This window comes from Streptomyces xylophagus, from assembly GCF_000716435.1.
Lineage (GTDB): Bacteria > Actinomycetota > Actinomycetes > Streptomycetales > Streptomycetaceae > Streptomyces > Streptomyces xylophagus.
The window spans coordinates 127909-151034 of the sequence record NZ_JNWO01000012.1 but is presented as its reverse complement, the minus strand read 5'-3'; the positions used below and the strand labels follow the sequence as shown (position 1 = coordinate 151034).

The 23126-nt window shown below is 70.6% G+C and carries 20 protein-coding genes; 11 read left to right on the top strand and 9 right to left on the bottom strand.

Features of this window, described 5'->3' with window-relative positions; translation table 11 throughout:
• Positions 1-3 precede the first annotated feature (3 nt).
• The 4 genes from OO70_RS26720 to OO70_RS26705 are packed head-to-tail and all read left to right on the top strand — an operon-like array spanning position 4 to position 4953.
• Positions 4-963, top strand: coding sequence for an ABC transporter permease (locus tag OO70_RS26720; protein ID WP_043676552.1), 960 nt, complete (start codon positions 4-6; stop codon positions 961-963).
• Positions 963-2966, top strand: a complete 2004-nt coding sequence (locus OO70_RS26715; RefSeq protein ID WP_043676550.1) for a dipeptide/oligopeptide/nickel ABC transporter permease/ATP-binding protein — start codon at positions 963-965, stop codon at positions 2964-2966. Before OO70_RS26720 ends, OO70_RS26715 begins: the two co-directional genes overlap by 1 nt.
• A complete protein-coding gene (locus OO70_RS26710; protein WP_078651562.1) occupies positions 2963-4018 on the top strand; it encodes an oligopeptide/dipeptide ABC transporter ATP-binding protein in 1056 nt (351 codons plus the stop codon). Before OO70_RS26715 ends, OO70_RS26710 begins: the two co-directional genes overlap by 4 nt.
• Complete coding sequence (locus tag OO70_RS26705; RefSeq protein WP_043676546.1) at positions 4018-4953, top strand: dihydrodipicolinate synthase family protein; 936 nt, start codon at positions 4018-4020, stop codon at positions 4951-4953. The genes OO70_RS26710 and OO70_RS26705 overlap by 1 nt, the downstream gene beginning before the upstream one ends.
• A gap of 116 nt (positions 4954-5069) precedes the next feature.
• On the opposite strand, the gene OO70_RS26700 is transcribed toward OO70_RS26705, so the two are convergent.
• From OO70_RS26700 to leuA, 6 genes are all read right to left on the bottom strand, one after another.
• The gene (locus OO70_RS26700) at positions 5070-6263 is read right to left on the bottom strand and encodes a sialidase family protein (protein WP_043676544.1); all 1194 of its coding nucleotides are present in this window, start codon (positions 6261-6263) and stop codon (positions 5070-5072) included.
• A 54-nt stretch (positions 6264-6317) separates the two neighbouring features.
• Positions 6318-6983 carry a response regulator gene (locus OO70_RS26695; RefSeq protein WP_043676542.1) on the bottom strand — a complete coding sequence of 222 codons (666 nt, stop codon included), beginning with the start codon at positions 6981-6983 and terminating at the stop codon, positions 6318-6320.
• Positions 6980-8128, bottom strand: coding sequence for a sensor histidine kinase (locus OO70_RS26690; protein WP_234336926.1), 1149 nt, complete (start codon positions 8126-8128; stop codon positions 6980-6982). The genes OO70_RS26695 and OO70_RS26690 overlap by 4 nt, the downstream gene beginning before the upstream one ends.
• A 49-nt stretch (positions 8129-8177) precedes the next feature.
• Complete coding sequence (locus OO70_RS26685) at positions 8178-10250, bottom strand: MMPL family transporter (protein WP_199827411.1); 2073 nt, start codon at positions 10248-10250, stop codon at positions 8178-8180.
• Positions 10251-10402: 152 nt separating this feature from the next.
• Positions 10403-11107: a TerB family tellurite resistance protein gene (locus OO70_RS26680; RefSeq protein WP_043676541.1), complete on the bottom strand. Its 705-nt coding sequence runs from the start codon at positions 11105-11107 to the stop codon at positions 10403-10405.
• A 196-nt stretch (positions 11108-11303) separates the two neighbouring features.
• Positions 11304-13043, bottom strand: a complete 1740-nt coding sequence (gene leuA, locus OO70_RS26675) for a 2-isopropylmalate synthase (protein WP_051741622.1) — start codon at positions 13041-13043, stop codon at positions 11304-11306.
• A 299-nt stretch (positions 13044-13342) separates the two neighbouring features.
• On the opposite strand from leuA, the gene OO70_RS26670 reads away from it, so the two are divergent.
• The 4 genes from OO70_RS26670 to OO70_RS26655 all read left to right on the top strand — a co-directional run bounded on the left by OO70_RS26670 (position 13343) and on the right by OO70_RS26655 (position 17410).
• Entirely contained in the window at positions 13343-14410 is a 1068-nt protein-coding gene (locus tag OO70_RS26670; RefSeq protein WP_043676539.1) for a M4 family metallopeptidase, read from the top strand.
• A 44-nt stretch (positions 14411-14454) separates the two neighbouring features.
• Positions 14455-14721 (top strand): protealysin inhibitor emfourin, encoded by a 267-nt coding sequence (locus tag OO70_RS26665; protein WP_043676537.1) that lies wholly within the window; start codon positions 14455-14457, stop codon positions 14719-14721.
• A 71-nt stretch (positions 14722-14792) separates the two neighbouring features.
• Complete coding sequence (locus OO70_RS26660) at positions 14793-16118, top strand: GH1 family beta-glucosidase (protein ID WP_199827410.1); 1326 nt, start codon at positions 14793-14795, stop codon at positions 16116-16118.
• Positions 16115-17410, top strand: a complete 1296-nt coding sequence (locus tag OO70_RS26655; RefSeq protein ID WP_051741619.1) for an MFS transporter — start codon at positions 16115-16117, stop codon at positions 17408-17410. The genes OO70_RS26660 and OO70_RS26655 overlap by 4 nt, the downstream gene beginning before the upstream one ends.
• A 6-nt stretch (positions 17411-17416) precedes the next feature.
• Here the strand turns inward: OO70_RS26655 and OO70_RS26650 are convergent, their stop codons facing one another.
• Positions 17417-18271 carry an NAD-dependent epimerase/dehydratase family protein gene (locus OO70_RS26650; RefSeq protein ID WP_043676750.1) on the bottom strand — a complete coding sequence of 285 codons (855 nt, stop codon included), beginning with the start codon at positions 18269-18271 and terminating at the stop codon, positions 17417-17419.
• Between the two features lie 118 nt (positions 18272-18389).
• Here OO70_RS26650 and OO70_RS26645 point away from each other — a divergent pair, with 118 nt between their 5' ends.
• Positions 18390-19235, top strand: coding sequence for a helix-turn-helix transcriptional regulator (locus OO70_RS26645; RefSeq protein ID WP_043676531.1), 846 nt, complete (start codon positions 18390-18392; stop codon positions 19233-19235).
• A gap of 175 nt (positions 19236-19410) precedes the next feature.
• On the opposite strand, the gene era is transcribed toward OO70_RS26645, so the two are convergent.
• Positions 19411-20370: a GTPase Era gene (gene era / locus OO70_RS26640; protein ID WP_199827409.1), complete on the bottom strand. Its 960-nt coding sequence runs from the start codon at positions 20368-20370 to the stop codon at positions 19411-19413.
• A gap of 153 nt (positions 20371-20523) precedes the next feature.
• Between era and OO70_RS26635 the strand changes: the two genes are divergently transcribed.
• Both OO70_RS26635 and OO70_RS26630 read left to right on the top strand, forming a co-directional pair.
• Entirely contained in the window at positions 20524-21867 is a 1344-nt protein-coding gene (locus OO70_RS26635; RefSeq protein ID WP_051741617.1) for an ammonium transporter, read from the top strand.
• Positions 21864-22202, top strand: coding sequence for a P-II family nitrogen regulator (locus tag OO70_RS26630; protein ID WP_043676527.1), 339 nt, complete (start codon positions 21864-21866; stop codon positions 22200-22202). Before OO70_RS26635 ends, OO70_RS26630 begins: the two co-directional genes overlap by 4 nt.
• Here OO70_RS26630 and OO70_RS26625 read toward each other — a convergent pair.
• The gene (locus OO70_RS26625) at positions 22096-23109 is read right to left on the bottom strand and encodes a WxL protein peptidoglycan domain-containing protein (protein WP_043676525.1); all 1014 of its coding nucleotides are present in this window, start codon (positions 23107-23109) and stop codon (positions 22096-22098) included. The two genes, OO70_RS26630 and OO70_RS26625, sit on opposite strands and share 107 nt — an antisense overlap.
• Between the last annotated feature and the right edge of the window lie 17 nt (positions 23110-23126).

Here is a 23126-nt window from a genome sequence, read left to right as displayed (position 1 = left end):
CCCATGGTCGCCGTCGTCAGGATTCTGGCCCGCCGTGTCGTGCTGCTCGTGCCGCTGATGCTCGGCATCGTGCTGTTCGTGTTCGTGGTGATGCGCTTCTCGGACGTCGACCCGGCGTCCGCGTTCTTCCAGGGCGCCAACCCGACCCCGCAGCAACTGCACGACTTCCGCGAGCGGAACGGGCTGTTGGATCCCCTCCCCCTCCGCTACGTCCACTTCGTGGGCGCCCTCCTCCACGGCGACATGGGCACCAGCGCCCTGACCCGGGCACCGGTCGTCGACCAGGTCACCACCGCGCTGCCGCTCACCCTCCAACTCACCTTCCTGGGGCTGGGAATCGCGGTGGTGCTGTCGCTGCTCGGCGGAGTGACGGCGGCGATCTACCGTGACCGGCTGCCCGACCAGATCATCCGGGTCGTGTCGCTCACCGGGGTCGCGGCACCCGGCTTCTGGCTGGCGCTGCTCATGATCCAGTACCTGGCCGTCGACCAGGGCTGGTTCCCGACCGGCGGCTACATCAACCCGGCGGACTCCCTCACCGGCTGGCTCAAGACGATGGCCCTCCCGGCACTGGCCCTCTCGCTCCCGGTGGCGGCCCAACTGACGCGCATCGTCAGGACGTCGGTGGTCGAGGAGCTGGACAAGGACTACGTCCGGACGGCGATCGGCAGCGGCCTGCCACCGAGGGTGGTGGTCGGCCGGAACGTGCTCCGCAACGCCCTCATGAACCCACTCACCGTGCTGGGCCTGCGAGTTGGATACCTGCTCGGCGGAGCGGTCGTCATCGAGACCATCTTCTCCCTCCCCGGGATGGGCAAGTTGATGATCGACGCCGTGCAGAACGGCGACCCGGCCGTCGTCCAGGGCGTGGTGCTCACGACGGCGACCGGGTTCGTCGTCGTGAACCTCGTCATCGACATCCTCTACCTGCTGGTCAACCCGCGCCTGAGGGATGCCTCCTGATGTTCACTCAGTTCCCCCAGTTCTCCCGCAAGGGCCTCGCCGAGACCCTGTCCCGGCCCGGCATCCGGCTGCGCGGCTGGCGCCGGCTGCCGCTGCTGTCGAAGGTCGCGGTGTGCTTCCTGGCGGTCGTGGTGCTGGTGGCGCTGTTCGCGCCGCTCATCTCCCCGCACGACCCGCTCGACCAGCAACTGCCCGTGGACGGCACCGGGCACCCGTCCGCCGACCATTGGATGGGCCAGGACAGCCTCGGCCGGGACATCCTCAGCAGGCTGATGTACGGCGCCCGTTGGTCCCTCGCGATCGGCCTGGGGGCGACCGCGCTGGCCCTGATCATCGGCGCGCTGATCGGCGCGATCGCCGCGACCGCCCGCAAGGGCGTCGACGAGACACTGATGCGCTGCCTGGACGTGGTGATGGCGTTCCCCGGCATCGCGCTGGCGGCCGTCCTGGTGGCGGTCTTCGGCGGCGGAATCACCGTACTGATCTGCGCGATCGCGTTCCTGTTCACCCCGCCGGTGGCAAGGGTGGTACGGGCCAACGTACTTGACCAGTACGGCGAGGACTACGTGACCGCCGAGCGGGTGATCGGCGCCCGCACCCCGCACATCGTGATCCGGCACGTGGCCGTCAACTGCGCCGCCCCGATCCTGGTGTTCTGCACGGTGCAGGTCGCCGAGGCGATCGTCTTCGAGGCGTCCCTGTCCTTCATCGGCGCGGGCGTACGCCCCCCGGACCCGTCCTGGGGAAGTGTCATCGCGGACGGCAAGAACATGGTGCTGACCGGGGGTTGGTGGGCGACGGTCTTCCCCGGCCTGCTGATGCTGATCACGGTCCTCTCGCTGAACATACTGTCCGAGGGAGTCTCCGACGCGTGGGCGGCCCCGGCCCCGCGCGAGGTGGACGTACGGCAGGCCATCGACGACGACCCGCTCGACGCGCCCGCGCCCGGCAGCGGCGAGGTGCTCCCGCTCCCCGGACTGACGGAGGCGGCGCTACGACTCCGGTCACGCGCAAGGCCGTTGCCCGACCCCGACGGCCTGCCGGTACTGGCGGTCGAGAACCTCGCCATCGGCTTCGAGGGCCGGCACCACGGCGTGGACATCGTCGACGGCATCAGCTTCGAGGTGCAGGCGGGCGAAGTCCTGGGCCTGGTCGGCGAGTCGGGCTGCGGCAAGTCGCTGACGGCGCTCGCGGTGATGGGCCTGGAACCGAAGGGCGCGCGGGTGCGCGGCCATGTCCGTTTCAACCAGCGGCAGTTGGTGGGCGAGCCGATGCGCGTCCGCCGCAAACTGCTGGGCCACGAGATGGCGATGGTCTACCAGGACGCCCAGTCGTCCCTGAACCCGGCGATGACGATCCGCGCCCAACTCAAGCAGGTCATACGGCGCGGAGGCCGTCGTGGGGCGGGCGAGTTGCTGACGATGGTCGGCCTCGACCCGGACCGCACCCTGCGCAGCTACCCGCACGAACTCTCCGGCGGCCAGCGCCAACGCGTCCTGATCGCCATGGCGTTGTCCCGCGACCCCAAACTGATCGTCGCCGACGAACCGACCACCGCCCTCGACGTCACCGTGCAGGCGCAGGTCATAGAGCTACTGCTGCGGCTGCGCGAGGAGTTGGGCTTCGCGCTCGTCCTCGTCTCGCACGACCTCGCGCTGATCGCCGATGTCACCGACCGGGTGGTGGTGATGTACGGCGGCCAGATCGTGGAGACGGGTGTGACCGCCGACCTGGTGGAGTCGCCGGCCCACCACTACACGCGCGGCCTGCTCGGCAGCGTGCTGTCCCTCGAATCGGCGGCCGAGCGGATGACCCAGATCAAGGGTGTCGTCCCCTCCCCCGCCGACTTCCCGGCCGGCTGCCGCTTCGCGGACCGCTGCCCGCTGGCGAGCGACATCTGCCGTACGACCGCACCGGACCTGGTCGGCCCGCGCACGCACACGGCGGCCTGCCACCACCCGGCGATCGACCTGGTGACGACGGAGAGCGAGGCGGTCACGTGAGCGGCACGGCAGTTGAGCCGGCGGGCGGTCAAGTGACCCGCGCACTGGTTGAGTTGACCGACGCCCACGTCGTCCACAAGGCGCGCAGCGGCGGCCTGTTCACCCGCGACCGGGTCTACGCCCTGACCGGCGCCGACCTCACCATCGCGCCCGGCGAGACGGTCGGCGTGGTCGGCGAGTCCGGCTGCGGCAAGTCGACACTCGCCAAGGTGTTGGTGGGCGTACAGCGGCCGACGTCCGGCACGGTGTCCCTCCGGGGCCGCGACCTGTGGACGATGCCGGACGGCGAACGCCGGGCCGCCGTCGGCACAGGCATCGGCATGATCTTCCAGGACCCGTCGACCGCGCTGAACCGGCGTCTGACGATCCGGCAGATACTGCGTGACCCGCTGGACGTGCACGGCCGGGGGGCGAGGCCTGAACGGGAGGAGCGGGTACGGGAGTTGATGTCGCTGGTGGGCCTTCCGCGCGCGCTCGCGGACGGCCTTCCCGGGCAGTTGTCGGGAGGTCAGCGCCAACGGGTCGCAATCGCACGGGCGTTGGCGCTCGATCCCGACCTGGTAGTGGCCGACGAACCGACCAGCGCCCTGGACGTCTCGGTCCGCGCCCAGATCCTCAATCTCCTGTTGGACCTGAAGGAACGCCTAGGCCTGGCCCTGGTGTTCGTGTCCCACGACATCCAGACGGTACGGCGGATGAGCGACCGCGTGATCACCATGTACCTGGGCCGGATCGTCGAGGAGACCCCGGCCGACCAGGTCACGGACCGGGCGAGGCACCCGTACACCAGGGCACTGTTCTCGGCGACGCCGGGCTTGTTGCACCCCATCGACCCGATCCCGCTGATCGGTCCGGTGCCGTCGGCGACGCGTCCGCCGAGCGGCTGCCCGTTCCGCACACGCTGCTGGAAGGCGGACGAGGTGTGCGCATCAGCCATGCCGGACTTTTCACCCGCGTCGACGCCGGGACATCGCTACCGCTGCCACCATCCTGTGGAGGAGGACCTGTCGACCCGCGACCTCGTTCGCCAAAGCCGCCCCATGGAGCCTTGATGCCCTTCCCCGCCCCGCTGACCGGTGTCGTACCGCCCGTCTGCACGCCCCTGACACCGGACCGCGAGGTGGACGTCCGTTCACTGCTCAGGCTCGTCGACCATCTGGTGGAGGCCGGGGTGCACGGACTGTTCCTGCTCGGCTCGACCTCGGAGGCGGCGTATCTGACGGACCGGCAACGGAGGTACGTCGTCGAGGCGGTGGTGGCCCACGTGGGCGGTCAACTCCCGGTGCTGGCGGGGGCGATCGACATGACGACGCCGCGGGTGCTGGACCATGTCGCCGCGGTGACGGACGCGGGTGCGGACGCGGTCGTGGTGACCGCGCCGTTCTACACACGGACCCACCCGGCGGAGATCGCCCGCCACTACCGCCTCATCGCCGCCGCGTCGCCGGTCCCCGTGGTGGCCTACGACCTCCCCGCCTCCGTCCACACCAAGCTGCCCGCCGACCTCGTCCTCGAACTCGCCGCGGACGGTGTGTTGGCCGGGCTGAAGGACTCCAGCGGTGACCTCGGCGGCTTCCGTACGGTCGTGATGGGCGCCCGCAACCGCCCCGACATCACCGGGTTCAGCGTGCTGACTGGTTCCGAACTGTTCGTCGACTCGGCGCTGGCGTTGGGGGCGGACGGGGCGGTGCCTGGTCTCGCCAACGTCGATCCGCACGGGTACGTCCGCCTCGACGCGCTGTGCCGGGCCGGGGACTGGTCGCGTGCGCGGGCCGAGCAGGAACGGCTGTGTGTGTTGTTCGGGTTGGTGGGTGTGGGTGACCCGGCGCGGATGGGGGGCAGTTCGTCGGCACTCGGAGCGTTCAAGGCGGCGCTGCATCTGCGGGGCGTGATCGCGTGTGCGGCGACTGCGGAGCCGCAGGTGTCTTTGTCTGCCGACGAGGTGGGACAGGTGGGGAAGTTTCTGGCGGCGGCGGGGTTGCTGTAACTACATTTCCCACCCACCCACCCGTCTCGGGCGTTTTAGAGGTTCACCTTTCAAGCGCCAGTAAACGGGTGGGTGGGCGGGAAACGGGGGTCTGGGGGCGGAGCCCCCAGGTACGGTCACCCACCACCCAGCTCAGCCACCGGCACCCGCCGGAACTCCACCGTGTCGTACGTCCCCGTCACCCCCGTCTCGTACAACACCCCCACCGTGTCCGCCCCCACCCGCACCAGATCGGAGTACCCCGCCCGCTGCGACGACAGCACGACCGCCTTCACGAAGCTCCCCCCACCATCCCCGCTCCGCCAAATCGCCATGCCCTGCCGCACGTTGGGCACGGACGGCGCCGAGAACAGCAACGCTCCACCCGCGCCGGGAAGTTGCAGCACGCTCCCCTCCACCACCGGCACGTCGTCCAACGTGTGCTGCACGGCGTAGGGCCGGTCGAGACTTTCGCCGCCGTCGCTGGAGTACGTGTCGAGTCGATTCCCCGTACTCGTCCCCAGCTGATCCCGGGAGCTGAAGTACAGCCTCCCGTCGGGGAGTTCGGCCGCGGACGACTCGTTCGCGTTGTTGACCCCGCTGTATGTGGAGTCCACGAACCCCAGCCGCCACGTCTCACCCCCGTCGTCGCTGTACAGATCGTGGCCGCCGTAGTACTTGGCCTCCTGCCCGGTGTCGCTCGACCCGGCACCCGGCGCGGCGGAATGATTGGCGGGGATCACCAACCGCCCCGCATGCACGCCCAGCGTCAGCGCGACCGCGTGCCCGGGTCCCGTCGCGTACCAGCGCCAGCCCGGCAGCTTCACCTCCCCCGTGATGTCCCGCGGAGCGGTGAAGCTGCGCCCGTCGTCCCAGCTGCGCTGCACGAACACCCGGCGGCTCTGTTCCGGTGTGACCTCGCCCCGCATGATCTGGCCCTCGGTGACGGCACCGCTGTTGTAGGAGGTGACGAGGACGATCGCGCCGGTGCGGGGGTCGACGACGGGGGCGGGGTTGCCCCGGGTGTCCCCATCGCCGGCGGCCACCACGGACAGCGGGCCCCAGGTGCAGCCGCCGTCGGTGGAGCGCCGTAGGACGACGTCGATGTTGCCGGTGTCGCCCGCGCTGTTGTGGCGCCCCTCGGCGAAGGCGAGGACCGTACCCCGGTCGGTGACGACGGTCGCCGGGATGCGGTAGGTGTCGTAGCCGCCGTCCCCCGAGACGTACGGCACGGAGGACGTGCAGCCGGAGCGCGCGGACGCGTGCCCGGCAAGAGTGATGGGGGCGGCCAGTACTGCGGCTACGAGAAGCGTGCGGCTCAGGATGGTCATCGCTCTCCCTCACGGAGGTCGCCCCTCGCGGAACGACGCCGACCTGTCTGTCCGTCACAGCCTCCCCGGAGTCACCATCCCGGACTCGTACGCCACGATCACCAGCTGTGCCCGGTCCCGCGCCCCCAGCTTGCCCATGATGCGGCTGACGTGCGTCTTCGCGGTGAGCGGACTCAGGCCCAACGCTTCGGCCACTTCGGTGTTGTTGAGGCCGCGCGCGACCAGGGCGAGCACTCCGCGTTCCCGTTCGGAGAGGCATGCGGGGCCGCCGGTGGCGGGCACGGCGGGGCCGCGCAGGAAACGGGCGATCAGCCGGGCCGTAGGACCCGGTGACAGAAGCGCCTCTCCGGCGGCCACCGTGCGGATCGCGTCGAGGAGTTCGGCCGGACGGGTGTCCTTGACCAGGAATCCGGAGGCGCCGGCGCGCAGCGCCTCCACCACGTGCTCGTCGGTGTCGTAGGTGGTGAGGACGAGGACCTTCACCCCGGCGAGGTCCTCGTCGGCGGCGATGAGGCGGGTGGCCTCGATGCCGTCGAGGTCGGGCATGCGGAGGTCCATGAGGACGAGGTCGGCGCGTGAGGTGCGGGCGAGCGCTACGGCCTCGCGGCCGGTGGCGGCCTGTCCTACGACCTCCATGTCCTTCGCCGATTCGACGAGCATGGCGAACGCGGCCCGTACGAGGGTCTGGTCGTCGGCGAGGAGCACCCGGATGGCGGTCACCGCGCCCCCTCTCCGTGCGCCCGCAGGGGCAGTACGGCCTTCACGGCGAAGCCCTCCCCGTCCAGCGGCCCGGCGTCCAGTGTGCCGCCGACGCTGCGGACGCGTTCGCGCATGCCGACGAGACCGAAGCCGGGCGGAGCGGAACCCCCGCCCGCCCCGTCGTCCGTGACGTCCACCCGCAGGGCACCGTCCCGCTCGTGCACGCCCACCCGCACGCTGAGGTCGGCGCGCCCGCCGTGCCGTACCGCGTTGGTGAGCGCCTCCTGAACTATCCGATAGGCGGCCGCACCCACGGCGGCCGGGACCGCGTCGGCCAGCACCGACAGTTCGACGTTCGCGCCCGCACCCCGTGCCGTCGCGGCGAGGTCGGGCAGCGCGTCGAGACCGGGAAGGGGACCCCGGGTGTCCGCCGTGCCGTGTTCGCGCAGCACCTCCAGCGTGGTGCGCAGTTCGCCGCGTGCGCTGCGGCAGGTGTCGGCGATGTCGTCCAGGGCCTTGGCCACGGCTGCCCGGTCGAGGCGGTCGGGGTCCTCGGCCAGCACATGCGCGGCCACCGAGGTCTGCACGCCGATGAGGGTGATGCTGTGCGCGAGCAGATCGTGCAGATCGCGGGCGATGCGCAGGCGTTCCTCGGCGACGCGGCGGCGGGCCTCCTCCTCGCGGGTGCGTTCGGCGCGCTCGGCGCGTTCGAGGGCCGCCTCCGTCAACTGGCGGTGGACGCGGAGGTAGCCGCCGAGGACGAGCATGGACACGACCCAGCCGGTGATCTGGAAGCTCTCGGCGACCCCGGCCATGCCGTGACCGGCCTTCAGCGCGAGCATCAGCCCGACCACCGAGCAGCCGATGGTCACCGTGCGCCGGGTGCTGCCGGTGACGGCCACCGTGTAGAGGAGGACCATCGAGGCGGCGGTCGGCGCCGAGTGATTGTACTCCTGCTGGTGATAGAACGCGATCATCGGGATCATCACGCACAGCACCGTCAGCGGCGCCCGTCGCCGCCACGCCAACGGGACGTGCAGCGCGAGCAGCAGCGCCCAGCCGAGCGCGTCCGGCCGCCGTCCGCTCCCGAAGCTGACGGCGACGACGGACGCGAGCACGGCGAGACCGGCGGCGAGGAACACGTCCTGCCGCCGGACGCTCGTCATGATGGCCCGCCTCACGGGGTTCATCTTCCGTCAGCCGGACGCGAGGCCCTCACACCGGCTCCGGCTGCCGCTCCGGCCGTACGGCCTCGGGCGCCCGGGACAGCCGCCCCGGCCACCACACCTTCCGCCCCAGCAGCACACTCGCGCTGGTCACCAGATACGTCCGCACGAGGAAGGTGTCCAGCAGCACGCCCACCGAGATCACGAAGCCCAGCTCGACGAGTTGCACCAACCCCATGTTCGTCAGCACCGCGAAGGTCGCCGCCAGAACCAGCCCGGCGGAGGCGATGACCCCGCCCGTCGTCCGCAGGGCGGTCAGCGCGGCGGCGACCGGTTCGGCGCCCCCGATCGCCTCCTCGCGCATCCGGTGCATGAGGAAGATGCCGTAGTCGACGCCCAAAGCCACCAGGAACACGAAGGACAGCAGCCCCAGCCCCGGATCGGTCCCGGCGAAGCCGAACAGCGGCCCGAACACCAGCCCGCCGATGCCGAGCGCCGCGCCCCACACCGCGATCACGGCGGCCACCAGCATCAGCGGCGCGACCAGCGACCGCAGCAGGACGATCAGGATCAGCAGCACGGACGCGAGCACGATCGGCACGACGACGAGCCGGTCCCGCGCGTTGGTGTCCCGCAGGTCGATCTGCTGCGCGCTCGGCCCGCCGACGTAGGACCCCTTGAGTGTGTGCCGCAGGTCGGTGATGGTGCGGGTCTCGGCCGCCGACTGCGGGGCGCCGACAGCCGTGACGGAGATCTCCGTCCAGCCGTGTCCGCTACGGCCCTGCTGGGCGCCCGCGACGCCCTGCGTGCCCCGGATCGTGGCGAGGGTCGCGTCGGCCCGGGCGGCCGGGGTGATGACGTCGATGGGCTGTGCGGAGCGTTCGGGGTAGGCCTCGGCGAGGGTGCGCATCGCGGTGACGGAGTCGGGGCGGTCGACGAAGGAGTCGTCCTGTTTGAGGGAGCCGGGGAGGTTCAGGGTGCCCAGGGCGAGTGCGCCGAGCAGGACGGCACCACCGGTGAGGACGAGCAGGGGCCTGCGTCCGGCGGAACTGCCCATCGCGGTGAACAGCGACCGGCGGGCCTTGGGGGTGGAGCCGAACGCGGGCACGAGCGGCCAGAACACGCGGCGGCCCAGCAGCACGAGGAGCGCGGGCAGCAGGGTGAGCATCGCGACGAGTGCGGACAGGACGCCGACCGTGCCCAACGGGCCCATTCCGCGGCTGGAGTTGAGGTCGGCGGCGAGCAAGCACAGCAGGCCGGCGGCGACCGTACCGGAGGAGGCGAGCACGGCGGGGCCGCAGCCGCGCAGGGCGGCGCGCATCGCGTCGTAGGGGCGCTCGACGCGTCGTAGTTCCTCGCGGTAGCGGGAGACGAGGAGGAGGGCGTAGTCGGTGCCCGCGCCGAAGGCGAGGATCGTCATGATGCCCGTGCTCTGGCCCGAAATGGTCGTCCCGAAGGCCTGGTTGAGACCGTAGGCGATCCCGGTGGACAGGAAGTCGCCGACTCCGGCGACCGCGAGGGGGACGAGCCAGAGGACTGGGCTGCGGTAGATCAGGATCAGCAGGACGGCGACCACCGCGACGGTCGTGTAGAGCAGGGGGCCGCCCAGCGAGTCGAAGACCTTGCCGGCGTCGGTGGCCAGCGCGCCGGGGCCGCCGACCTCGACCGTCAACCCGCCTTTGTCCTGGGCGACTTGGCGGATGTCGTCGACGAGGGCAGTGCGCTTCTTCTCGTCGGTGCCGGGCCAGTTGCTGGTGACCGGGTACATGAGCGTGGTGCCGTCGGCGGACGGAACGCCGTGCGGTGTCGCGGCGAGCGGGTGCAACGTGCTGATCTGCGCGAGCTGTTGGGTCGCCGTGGACCTGTCGGCGGCCGTCAGTCCGCCGTCGCGGTGGTAGACGAGGACCAGTTCGGTGGTCTGGCCGCCCGGCAACTGCTCCTGGAGCTTGGCGACTTGGGTGGAGTCGGCGCTCGCGGGCAGATAGTCGGTCACCCGGTCGTGCTGCACGTCGCCGAGCTTCGACGCGAACGGCGAGGCCAGCGCGAGCACCCCGATCCAGAGCGCGAGCACCACCCAGGGGATGGCTCGTCGCCGTGTGCTGTTCCTCTGTTCGGCCCCCATGGAACGGGCCCCCCTCCGGCGCGGATGTCTGTTGGTGCTGTCCAGACTTCCGGCGCGGGAGGGGCAAGTCGTCGCGCGGGCGGGCGAGTTCGGGCGTACTGCCGGGGGCGGCCGGGGCGGCCGTGTTACTCCCTGGGGAGTACTGGCGCGGACTACGACGGGGTGCGGGCCGCCGCAAGCAGCCGGGTCACGTCGTCCGAGCAGATGGTGAGGGCCGCGCCCACGGTCGCGAGGGCGTCGCGTTCGGCCGGGGTGTAGGGGCCGTCGGCGAGGGCGATGCGGGCGCCCTGGAGCAGGATCGATTCGCGGCCCGCGGGGGCGAGGTGCGGGGCGAGCGGGTCGAGGGCCTCGTGCAGCTCTATGGCGAGGCCCGCGCCGCTGGGTTCGCCGAAGACGCGGCCGGTGTCGGCGGCCAGGGCCTCGACGAGGGCGCCCAGCTGGTCCTCCGTGCAGTCCTGGAAGCCGGCGGCGCGCACGGTGCCCGCGGCGGCCTCCAGGGACGTACGGGCGCAGGTGCCGCCGGCCGCGAGGACCGCGAGGGCGACCGTGTGGACGGCGTCGCGGAGCATCGCGGAGAAGCGGCTCGTCGTGGGGTGGTCGAGGACGTCGGTGCCGTAGTGGCCCTGGCAGGCGGCGCACTCGACCACCGGGCCGGTGTCGCCGCGCGGCAGCACCGGCATGCCGAGCAGGGTGAAGCGGCGGCGCCCGGTGAGCCGCTGGTAGTTGCGGTCGCCCCCGCACCCGGGGCAGAAGAACTCGCCGTCTCCGACGCTGGTCCACGCGGTACGGATGCCCAGCACGCGCGCCGCACGGCCCTCATGGACAACTCGGCCGTCTCGTCCCCGTTCTGGCAGCACGTCGCACCTCCGTAACGCCGCGGCAACATCGCCGCGCTGGCGTGATGTTAGCCACATTGTTGAGCTGGAGTCAGTACCCCGGACGAGACCTTCCCGTGACCTGCACATCGAATGGCCGGGAAACGACGGGGCCCCGCCCGCCGGAGAGCGGCGTGCGGGGCCCCTGAAGCGTGAGTAAACCGCCGGTCAGGCTGGTTCAGCGGGTAGCGCGGTTGACGGCGGAGACGACCGCCTTCAGTGAGGCACGTGTCGTATTCGCGTCGATCCCGATTCCCCACAGAACCTTGTCGCCGATCGCGCACTCGATGTACGAAGCGGCCTGCGCGGAGGCTCCCTCGCTCATCGTGTGCTCCTGGTAGTCCAGGAGCCGTACGTCGATGCCGACGGACTGCAGGGCGTCGAAGAACGCGGAGATCGGGCCGTTGCCGGAGCCCGTCAGGACGGTGTCGACGCCGTCGACGCTCGCCTCGACCTTGAGCGTGTCCACGCCGTCGGTGTCGGTGGTCGACTGGCCGGTCTTCACCTGGATACGGCCCCAGGCGTTGTCCGGGTTCGGCAGGTACTCGTCCTCGAAGGTCGCCCAGATCTCCTTCGGGGTGACCTCGCCGCCCTCGGCGTCCGTCTTGGCCTGGATCAGCTTGGAGAACTCGATCTGCATCCGGCGCGGCAGGTCCAGCTTGTGGTCGTTCTTCAGGACGTACGCGATTCCGCCCTTGCCGGACTGGGAGTTGACGCGGATGACCGCCTCGTACGACCGGCCGACGTCCTTCGGGTCGATCGGCAGGTACGGGACCGCCCACTCGATGTCGTCGACCGTGACGCCCTTGGCCTTGGCGTCGGCCTCCATCGCGTCGAAGCCCTTCTTGATGGCGTCCTGGTGGGAGCCGGAGAAGGACGTGTAGACCAGGTCGCCCACGTACGGGTGGCGCGGGTGGACCTCCATCTGGTTGCAGTACTCCCACGTGCGACGGATCTCGTCGATGTTCGAGAAGTCGATCTGCGGGTCGACGCCCTGGGAGAACAGGTTCATGCCCAGGGTGACCAGGTCCACGTTGCCGGTGCGCTCGCCCTGGCCGAACAGGCAGCCCTCGACGCGGTCGGCGCCGGCCATCAGCGCCAGCTCGGCGGCGGCTACGGCCGTACCGCGGTCGTTGTGCGGGTGGATCGACAGCACTACGTGCTCGCGGCGGGACAGGTGGCGGCCCATCCACTCGAAGCGGTCGGCGTGCGTGGAGGGGGTCGAACGCTCAACGGTGGCAGGCAGGTTGAGGATGATCTCGCGGCCCGGGCCGGGCTGCCAGACGTCCATGACCGCCTCGCAGACCTCCAGCGCGAAGTCCAGCTCGGTGTCGGTGAAGATCTCCGGGCTGTACTGGTAGCCGAATTCCGTCTCCGGGCCCAGCAGCTTCTCGGCGTACTCCATCACCAGGCGCGTGCCGTCCACGGCGATCTGCTTGATGTCGTCCTTGGAACCGCGGAAGACCACACGGCGGAAGACGGGCGCGGTCGCGTTGTAGAGGTGCAGGGTGGCGCGCTTGGCGCCCTTCAGGGACTCCACGGTCCGCTCGATCAGGTCCTCGCGGGCCTGCGTCAGCACGGAGATCGTGACGTCGTCCGGGATCGCGCCCTCTTCCTCGACGATCGAGCGGACGAAGTCGAAGTCGGTCTGGCCGGAGGCCGGGAAGCCGACCTCGATCTCCTTGTAGCCCATCTTGACCAGCAGGTCGAACATCGCGCGCTTGCGCGCCGGCGACATGGGGTCGATCAGGGCCTGGTTGCCGTCCCGCAGGTCCGTGGAGAGCCAGCGGGGGGCGACGGTGATCCGCTGCTGGGGCCAGGTGCGGTCGGGGATGTCGACCTGCTCGTACTGGCCGTACTTGTGGATCGGCATGGAACTGGGCTGCTGGCGATTGGCACGGCTGTGGCTGGTTGCCATGATGCGGGGGCTCCTCGTGGTGTCCTGAAGGACGGCCGACGCGCAACGCGAAGCTCCGCGGGGAGGGAGTCGACCTGGACTACAGGCCCTCGCCGCGGCAGCTAAGGAGAAGCAGCCCGATACGCATGATGTCCAGCAGACTAGCCGAGTCGTGCGCGGTGCGGGGGGCCGTATCACTATGCGGGACATCGGCCGTCGTATACCACTCTCTGCTACGGGACTGTGATGATTGTCCCTGTATTTCACCAATCATGGTTGCCGGTAGTGACACCGGCATGACTCAGTGCCAGGGTGCCGCCATGACGACTCACGGGGGCTTCGAGCCCGTCTTCTGCACGATCGTTCCACCGCATGTCCTCGACAAGCTCGCCCAGCACGAGGACCCCGCGCTCGCCGGTCCCGCCCGCGAGACCCTGCAGCGCGACGCCTACGAGCGCACCCACCGCCGGCTGACCACGGTGCTCGGCGCACCGACCCTCGCCGCGCCCACCGACTCCGACAAGCCGAAGCGCACGATCTACGACGCCAAGCACAAGCAGGACCTGCCCGGCAAGAAGGTCCGCGCCGAGGGCTCGGACCCCGGCAAGGACGCGACCGTCAACCGCGCCTACGCGGGCCTCGGCGCCACCTTCGAGCTGTATCTGAACGCCTTCAACCGCCACTCCATCGACGGCGAGGGCCTGCCGCTCAACGCGTCCGTCCACTACGACGTGAAGTACGACAACGCGTTCTGGAACGGCGAGCAGATGGTGTTCGGCGACGGCGACGGCGAGCTGTTCCTCGACTTCACCATCCCGGTCGACGTCATCGGCCACGAACTCACCCACGGCGTCACGCAGTACACCGCGAACCTGACGTACTTCGGCCAGCCCGGCGCCCTGAACGAGTCGATCTCCGACGTCTTCGGCTCGCTCATCAAGCAGTACACGCTCGGCCAGACCGCCGCCGACGCCGACTGGCTGATCGGCGCGGGCCTCCTCGCCCCGCGCGTCTCCGGCGTCGCCCTGCGCTCCATGAAGGCCCCGGGCACGGCCTACGACGACGACGCCCTCGGCAAGGACCCGCAGCCCGCGACGATGGACGACTTCGTCAACACGGGCCGCGACAACGGCGGCGTGCACATCAACTCCGGCATCCCGAACCACGCCTTCTACCTGCTCGCCGACGCGCTCGGCGGCCACGCCTGGGAGAAGGCCGGACAGATCTGGTACGACGTCCTGACCGGCGGCGAGCTGAAGAAGGACGCCCTGTTCACCGACTTCGCGAAGCTCACGGTCGCCGCCGCGAAGACCCGGTTCGGGGACGGCGGCGAGGAGTTGCAGGCCGTGACGAAGGCGTGGGAACAGGTCGGGGTGCCGACCTCGTAGCCGCGGCAGTCGCGCCGGACCCGTATCCGTACTAGACAGGACCCATGCGTATTCAGGTACGACGCACGGGCGGTTTCGGTGGCATCGAGCGCCGCGGCGAGGTCGAGACCTCGGCGCGGCCCGACGCACATGAGTGGCACGCGCTGGCCCAACAGGCGGTCGCCGACGGCCAGCGCACGCCGAAGGCCGGTGTCCCGGACGGCTTCCACTACGAGATCACGGTGGACGGGAAGACGGTGTACACGGCCGACCCCCGGCTCACGGACGAGCAACGGACGCTGATCCAAAGGGTGTTGAAGGAAGGTGCGTGAGCGGATGTCCATCAGGTGGGCGTAACTGGTTGTTCACGCCCGCCCGTTGACACCCGTTACCGCCGGTACCGATGATCCGGCGCATGGCGATTGATGCAGGCAACCCGATACCTCGGTTCCCGGCCGACTTCCTCTGGGGCGTCTCGACTTCGGCCCACCAGATCGAGGGCGCGGCGGACAAGCGCGAGCCCTCCGTATGGGACGTGTTCGAGGCCGAGCCGGGCCGGATCAAGGACGGCTCGACGGCGGCGGTGGCCTGCGACCACTACCACCGCCACCGCGAGGACGTGGCCCTCCTGGCCGACCTGGGCGTGGACGCGTACCGCTTCTCGATCTCCTGGCCGCGCGTGAACTCCCCCGGCGGCCTCGACTTCTACGACCGTCTCGTCGACGAACTGGGCGAGGCGGGCGTACGTCCGGTCCCGACCCTGTTCCACTGGGATCTCCCGGTCACGCAGGACTGGATGGACCGGGACACGGCATCGCGTTTCGCCGAGTACGTGTCCGTGGTCGCCGACCGGCTGGGCGACCGCGTGAAGAAGTGGATCACCCTCAACGAGCCTGCGGAACATACCCTGTTGGGCCACGCGCTGGGGGCCCACGCCCCCGGCAAGACCCTGCTCTTCGACGCACTCCCGGTCGCCCACCACCAACTCCTGGCCCACGGTCTGGCGGTACGGGCGCTGCGCGCGGCCGGTGCCACCGACATCGGGATCGCCAACTCGCACGGCCCGACCTGGCCGGCGTCCCAGGAGCCGGAGGACGTCGAGGCGGCGAACTTCTACGACCTGCTCCTGAACCGCCTGTTCGCCGACCCTCTCCTGCTCGGCGAATACCCGTCCGGGCTGGGCGAGTTGATGCCGGGTGACGTCGAGTCCGACCTGAAGGTGATCGCCGAACCGATCGACTGGTACGGCGTCAACTACTACGCGCCGAGCAGGGTCGGGGCACCCCAGGGCGCGGAGATCGAGTTCGGCGGCCTCACGCTCCCCGCCGAACTGCCCTTCTCCGTAAGGGACATCGAGGGCGTCCCGGTGACGGACTTCGGCTGGCCGGTGGTCCCCGAGGGCCTCACCGAACTCCTCACCACCTTCCACGACCGCTACGGCGACCGCCTCCCGCCCGTCGTCATCACCGAGAACGGCTGCTCGTACGAGGGCGTCGACGACCAGGACCGTATCGCCTACCTCGACGGCCATGTCCGGGCGCTGCACGGGGCGTTGGAGGCGGGTGTGGACGTACGCGGCTACTTCGTGTGGTCCCTCCTCGACAACTTCGAGTGGGCGGAGGGCTACGAGCGCCGCTTCGGCCTCGTACACGTGGACTACGACACACAAGCGCGCACTCCGAAGGCGTCGTACGGCTGGTTCCAGGGCATGCTGCGGGCGCAGAGATGACGACGACGGGGAGTTCAGTGGACGACGGCAACCCGGCTCCCGCCACGACCACTTCGGCTCTCGCCCTGGCCGAACCCGTCGAACGCGTGGGCCGGGGCTGGACGTCCGCGCTCTCGCTCGCCAACGGGGCGATCTGGGTGGGCTGGTACGGCCCCCTGCAGATCCTGCTGGCGTCGCAGGCGAAGGACTTCGCACCGGGCACCGGCATGTCCAAGGAGGCGATGCTGGCGTGGGTGACCGGCGCGGGCGCGCTGGTGTCCCTGGTCGCCAATCCGCTCTTCGGCGCGCTGTCCGACCGCACGACGGCGCGTTGGGGCCGCCGTACGCCGTGGATCGTGGCCGGGTCGGCGGGCGGCGCGCTGTCGTTGCTGCTGCTCGCGGGCGCGGGCGGGGTGTGGACGATGGCGCTGGGCTGGTGCCTGGTCCAGCTGACCCTGAACGCGGCCTTCGCGGCGGTCACGGCGGCCGTCCCCGACCGCGTGCCCCGGCTCCAACGAGGCTCCGTGGGCGGCTGGTTGGGCGCCGCGCAGATCCTGGGCGTGGTCGGCGGTACGGGACTGGCGACGGCGGCCGGGGGCATCACGGCGGGCTATGTGGCGTGCGCGGTGTTCACTGCGGTGGGCGTGCTGCCGTACGTACTGCGCTACAAGGACCTGCGCCTGCCGCCGGAGGCCCGCCCACCGTGGTCCTGGCAGGGCTTCTTCAAGGGATTCTGGCTGAGCCCGCGCCGCTATCCGGACCTGGGCTGGGCCTGGCTGACCCGCTTCCTGATCAACCTGAGCAACGCGCTGGTGCTGCTGTACCTCCTCTACTACCTGCGCGACCGCCTGCACTACCACGACCCCGATCAGGGGGTCCTGATCCTGACGGCGGTGAACGGGCTCACGCTCCTCGCCACGGTCGTGGTCGGCGGGGTGTGGTCCGACCGGGTCGGCCGCCGCAAGCCGTTCGTGATCTGGTCCGGCGTCCTGATGGCCGTGGCCACCGCGGTCCTCGCGGGCTGGCAGACCTGGCCGGGCGCGATCGCCGCGGCGGCGTTCCTGGGCATCGGCTTCGGCGTCTTCACGTCGGTGGACTTCGCCCTGATGACGGACGTCCTCCCCAAGGCCCTGGACCGCGGCAAGGACCTGGGTGTCATCAATGTCGCCAACGCCTTGCCCCAGGTGGCCGCCCCCGCCCTCGCCGCGCCGATCGTCACGTATCTGGGCGGGTACCGGGTGCTGTATCTGGTGTCGGCGGTGATCGGGATGGCGGGGGCGTTGCTGGTGCGGCGGATTCGGGGGGTGGACTGAGGTGGGTCAGAGGACGCCCGCGTCCCGTGCCGACCAGGCCGTCGGGAACAGCGGCCGGTAGCCCAGCTCCCGGCGGATCCGCTCCGTGGACATGATGCCCAACCACGGGTCGGGGTCCGTGCGTTGGACAAGTTCGGCGGGGATCTCGACCCCGTTGAGCAGGTGCAGCTCGACCGCGGTGACCGGGGCGTCGTCGGCGATGTTGTAGACGCGGCCGGCGACTCCCGGGGCGTGCAGGACGCGGAGCAGGCCCTGGGCGACGTCCGCGTGGTGGCCCATGTGCAGGCGCTGGTTCGAGGCCCAATGCGCGGCCCACTGGAGGGAGTTGGCGAGGTGGGGGTCGCCCTCGCCGTACACGAAGGGCAGGCGGGCGACCCGTACGTCCATGCCATCGAGCGCGAGGAGTTCCCGTTCGGCCGCCGCCTTGGACTCCGGGTAGGCGCCCCACATCGCACCGCCGGGCCGGCTCTCGTCGTCCTCGGTCAGCGGACGGCCCCGCCCGGCGCCGTACACGAGCCCGGTGCTCACCTGGACGAAGCGCCGTACGCCGGAGGCCTGTGCCGCGTGGCCCAGGGCGACCGCCGCGTCGCGGTTGACGGCCCGGGCCTCCTCGTCCGGTACCCCGCGGAAGGACGCGGCGACGTTCACGACCGCGTCGACTCCGGACACCGCCTTGCCGAGCGCGTCCTCGTCCCGCAGATCACCGAGGACGACCTCCGCGCCCAGTTCCGCGAACGGTTCGCCGCGTGCCTCGTCCCGCACCAGTACCCGTACGCGCTCCCCCGCCCGGGCCTGCGCCAGCAGCCTCGGCACGAAGCGCCGTCCGACCTGTCCCGTCGAGCCTGTCACCAGTGTCAGCATCATGTGCTCCTCTCGTCCCGACCAGCTTCGGGCGATCGGGCCGGCACCGGGAGAGACCTGCCGATCGGGGGATCGGCGGTCCCTGGATAAGCCGGGCCGACTGCCGCACGCTGGAAGCGTGAACCGAGCCGAATTCGCCGACTTCCTGCGCCGCGGCCGGGCCCGCCTGGACCCCTCCGACGTGGGCCTCGCACCCGGCGCCCGGCGCCGTACACCGGGCCTGCGCCGCGAGGAGGTGGCCCAGCTGACCGGCATGTCCGTGGACTACTACACGCGCCTCGAACAGGCCCGGGGCCCGCGCCCGTCCCGCCAGATGCTCACGGCGCTCGCGCGGGCGCTACGGCTCACGGACGACGAACGCGACCACCTGTTCCACCTGACCGGGGAGGAACCACCGCGCCGGGGAGGCGGATCCGCGCACCTGCGGCCGGGCCTGCTCCTGGTCCTGGACCGGCTGCACGACACCCCGGCGCACGTGTCGAGCGACTGCGGCGAGATGATCGCCCAGAACGCGATGTCGCGGGCGCTGACGGGCGACGCGTTCGCCCGCCCGCCCCGGGACCGCAACATGCTCCGCCGCTTCTTCCTGAACCCGGAGTCACGGGAGTTGTTCCCCCCGGAGGACATACCGGAGCACGCGCGCTCCCATGTGGCGAACTTGCGGGCAGTCGCCGCGTCCCGCCCCGACGACCCCGAGCCGGCCGCGCTCGTGGCCGAACTACGCTCGTCCAGCGAGGAGTTCGCCCAACTCTGGGAGGAACACGAGGTGGCGGTACGCCGCCGCTCCACGAAGCGCTTCCGCCACCCGCTGGTCGGCCTCATGGAGTTGGACTGCGAGATCCTCCTGAACCAGGACGCGCACCACCTACTGATCATCCACACGGCACGCCCGGGCACGGAGTCGTACGAGCGCCTGCAGCTGCTGCGGGTGGTGGGGTTGCAGGACATGGCAGGCCTGCGCTGAAGGTTCCGGCCGGCTACAACTCAGCCCCTTGGGGGCGCCCCCTCTGGGGGAGTTTGAGGAGCGGGGGTCCGGGGGCTGGCCCCCGTGACGGGGTCGAAGGGGCAGCGCCCCTGGAGGATGGGACGGGTAGGGGCGGCGGGGGCGAAAAAGGGCCCGCAGAACCCCAACTCGCCCTCTAGAAGCCGAGCTTCCGCAACTGCCGAGGATCCCGCTGCCAGTCCTTCGCGACCTTCACATGCAGGTCGAGAAACACCGGCGTACCGAGCAACGCCTCAATCTGCTTACGCGACTTGATCCCGACCTGCTTCAGTCGCGCACCCTTCGGCCCGATGATGATGCCCTTCTGACTGGGCCGCTCGATGTACACGAACGCATGGATGTCGAGGAGCGGCTTGTCGGCAGGCCGGTCCTCGCGGGGCAGCATCTCCTCGACGACGACGGCGATGGAGTGCGGCAGCTCGTCCCGAACCCCCTCCAGCGCGGCCTCCCGGATCAACTCCGCGATCATGACCTGCTCGGGCTCATCGGTGAGATCACCCTCGGGGTAAAGGGCCGGCCCCTCCGGCAGCAGCGGAATGAGCAGATCGGCAAGCAGATCCACCTGCTGGCCCGCGACCGCCGACACCGGCACGATCTCCGCCCACTCGAACCCCAGCTCCTTGCCGAGCTGGTCGATGGCGATGAGCTGCTCGGCGAGGGTCTTCGAGTCGACCAGGTCGGTCTTCGTGACGATCGCGATCTTCGGCGTCTTCTTGATGGACGCCAGTTCCTTCGCGATGAAACGGTCACCCGGGCCCAGCTTCTCGTTCGCCGGCAGGCAGAAACCGATGACGTCGACCTCGGCCCACGTCGTACGGACGATGTCGTTCAGCCGCTGCCCGAGCAGCGTGCGCGGCTTGTGCAGCCCAGGCGTGTCGACCAGGATCAGCTGCGCGTCCGGCCGGTGCACGATGCCGCGGACCGTGTGCCGCGTGGTCTGCGGCTGGTTGGCGGTGATCGCCACCTTCTGGCCGACCAGAGCATTCGTAAGGGTGGACTTGCCCGCGTTGGGGCGGCCCACGAAGCAGGCGAAGCCGGCGCGGTGGGGGGCCTCGGACGGCTTGGATGACGGGGTACGAACGCTCATGGCGCCCATTGTCCCTGATCCACAAGCTCCCGCCGCACAACAGTCCACCCGCGCCCACCACAGTGAGCTTTCGGAAACCCAACCGCAACGAAACGCCACGGAAACACCCCCGTGCACAACCGGAAACCCGAACCGGTGACCCTCTGACGAGCCCCCACACCGTTGGAGACGACCGTGCCCCTCTCCGTCACCGAAGCCGCCGCCCTCGCCGCCGGACGCATCGACACCGGCGACACCGCCTGGCTGCTCGCCGCCACCGCCCTCGTCCTGCTGATGACCCCGGGCCTGGCCCTCTTCTACGGCGGCATGGTCCGCACGAAGAGCGTCCTCAACATGCTGATGATGAGCTTCGTGTCGATCGCCCTGGTCACGGTGGTCTGGCTGGCCGCCGGCTATTCACTCGCCTTCGGCGACGACCTCGGCGGCGGCCTGATCGGCGGCCTGAAGCACGCCGGGATGGCGGGCCTCGGCCCGAACGCCGTCCACGGCACCGTCCCCACCCTCCTCTTCGCCACCTTCCAGCTCACCTTCGCGATCATCACGGCGGCACTGATCAGCGGCGCGGTGGCCGACCGGGTGCGGTTCGGGGCATGGCTGGTCTTCGTACCGGTCTGGGCACTGCTCGTATACGTTCCCGTCGCGCACTGGGTATGGGGCCCGGGCGGCTGGATCGCGGCACACCTCGGCGCCCTCGACTTCGCGGGCGGCCTCCCGGTCGAGATCACCTCGGGCGCTTCCGGTCTGGCCCTGTGCCTGGTGGTAGGCCCCCGCCTCGGCTTCAAGAAGGACGCCATGCGCCCGCACAACCTCCCCATGGTCATGCTGGGCGCGGGCCTGCTCTGGTTCGGCTGGTTCGGCTTCAACGCCGGCTCCGCGCTCGGCGCCAACGGCCTCGCCGCCGCGGCCTTCCTCAACACCCTCACCGCGGGCTGCACCGGCCTGCTCGGCTGGCTCTTCGTGGAGCAGAAGCGCGACGGCCACCCCACCACCCTGGGCGCGGCCTCGGGCGCGGTCGCCGGCCTGGTCGCCATCACCCCGTCCTGCGGCTCGGTCTCCCTCCTCGGCGCGCTGGTCGTCGGCCTCGCCGCCGGTGCCGTCTGCTCGTACGCGGTCGGCTGGAAGTTCAGGCTGAACTACGACGACTCGCTCGACGTCGTAGGCGTCCACCTGGTCGGCGGCGTCATCGGCACCCTCCTGATCGGCGTCTTCGCCACCACCGAACTGACCGGCGGCCCCGAAGGCCTCCTCTACGGCGGCGGGCTCGCCCAGCTCGGCAAGCAGCTGGTGGCCGTGGTCGCCGTAGGGGCGTACGCGTTCCTCGTGACGTACGGCATCGGCAAGCTGCTCGACCGGGTGATGGGGCTGCGGGCGAGCGAGGAGCAGGAGCTGACGGGTCTTGACCTTACGGTGCACGCCGAGAGCGCATACGATCACGGCGTCCTGGGCCACGGAGCCCCGGTCAGCCCGTCCGTCCCCTCCGCTCAGAAGGTCAAGTCCCAGGCATGAAGCTCATCACCGCGATCGTCAAGCCGTACCGCCTCGACGAGGTCAAGACGGCGCTCCAGGAGCTCGGCGTGCACGGCCTGACCGTCACCGAGGCCAGCGGCTACGGCCGGCAGCGCGGCCACACCGAGGTGTACCGCGGCGCCGAGTACCAGGTCGACCTCGTGCCCAAGGTGCGGATCGAGGTCGTCGTCGACGACGCGGACTCGGACGCCGTGCTCGAGGCGATCGTCACCGCCGCGCGAACGGGGAAGATCGGGGACGGGAAGGTGTGGTCGATTCCGGTCGAGTCGGTCGTCCGGGTCCGGACGGGCGAGCGCGGCCCCGACGCGCTCTGACCGCCAGCACTCCCCCGGCGAACCCGACGGCGAGGAGCAGCGCCGCCGCGAGCCACGGCAGCGCGAAGAACGACGCGCTCGCCGACTGCTTGGTGCCGGTCGCGCTCGCGGTCAACGTGATGTCGCCCCAGTCGAGTTGGGGCGCGCCCTTCCACGGCTCGCTGAGCTTGACGCTCTGCCCCGGCAGCAACTCGGCCGGAATACGGGTCAGTCCGCGCGAGAGCAAGGTACGGCCGAACAGTCCCTGCGCCTTCAGCGTCACCTTCGGATCGAGGGTGACGTTGCCGGTGTTGTGCAGCGTGTAGGAGATCGTCGCGTCGCTGCTCCCCAACCCCGGTACCAGCGGCTGGTGATGGGACACATGCACGTGTTCCACGGCGAGTGCTGGGAGCGTGGGTCCGCTCACCCGGAGGTAGACGCGGGCGCCGACGGCCCGCTGCACACCGAGGGCGAGCGATCCGTCGCCCTTGTCGACGTGTTCGTCGAGCGCCACCAACGCGCCCGGGTGGTCGCCCGGTTCGGCCCCTTCGGGCACGTGCAGCGTGAACGGCACGGTGACCGTCTTGTGCGCGGGGACGGTGACCCGGGACTTCGCGGGCTTCGCCCACGCGCCCACTCCCCGCATCGTCTCCTTCACGGTTCGCACCGCGAATCCCCCGTCGCGCGCGGTGTTGTAGGCGTCGGCCGCGTACAGCCGGAAGGTCAGCGGCTGCGCGGTCTTGTTGGCGAGGACCACCTTGTCCTGGATGGTCTGGCCGGGGTCGGCGGAGAGATAGAAGTACGGCCGCGCGGCGATCTTCGAGGCGGCCGGGTACACGGACCAACTGCCGTTGTCCGCCGCGTAGGTGGAAGGCGCGGAGAGCACGCCGAGGCAGAGGCTCAGGAGGAGGACGTACAGCTTGCGCATGGGTGCGGACCCCCACG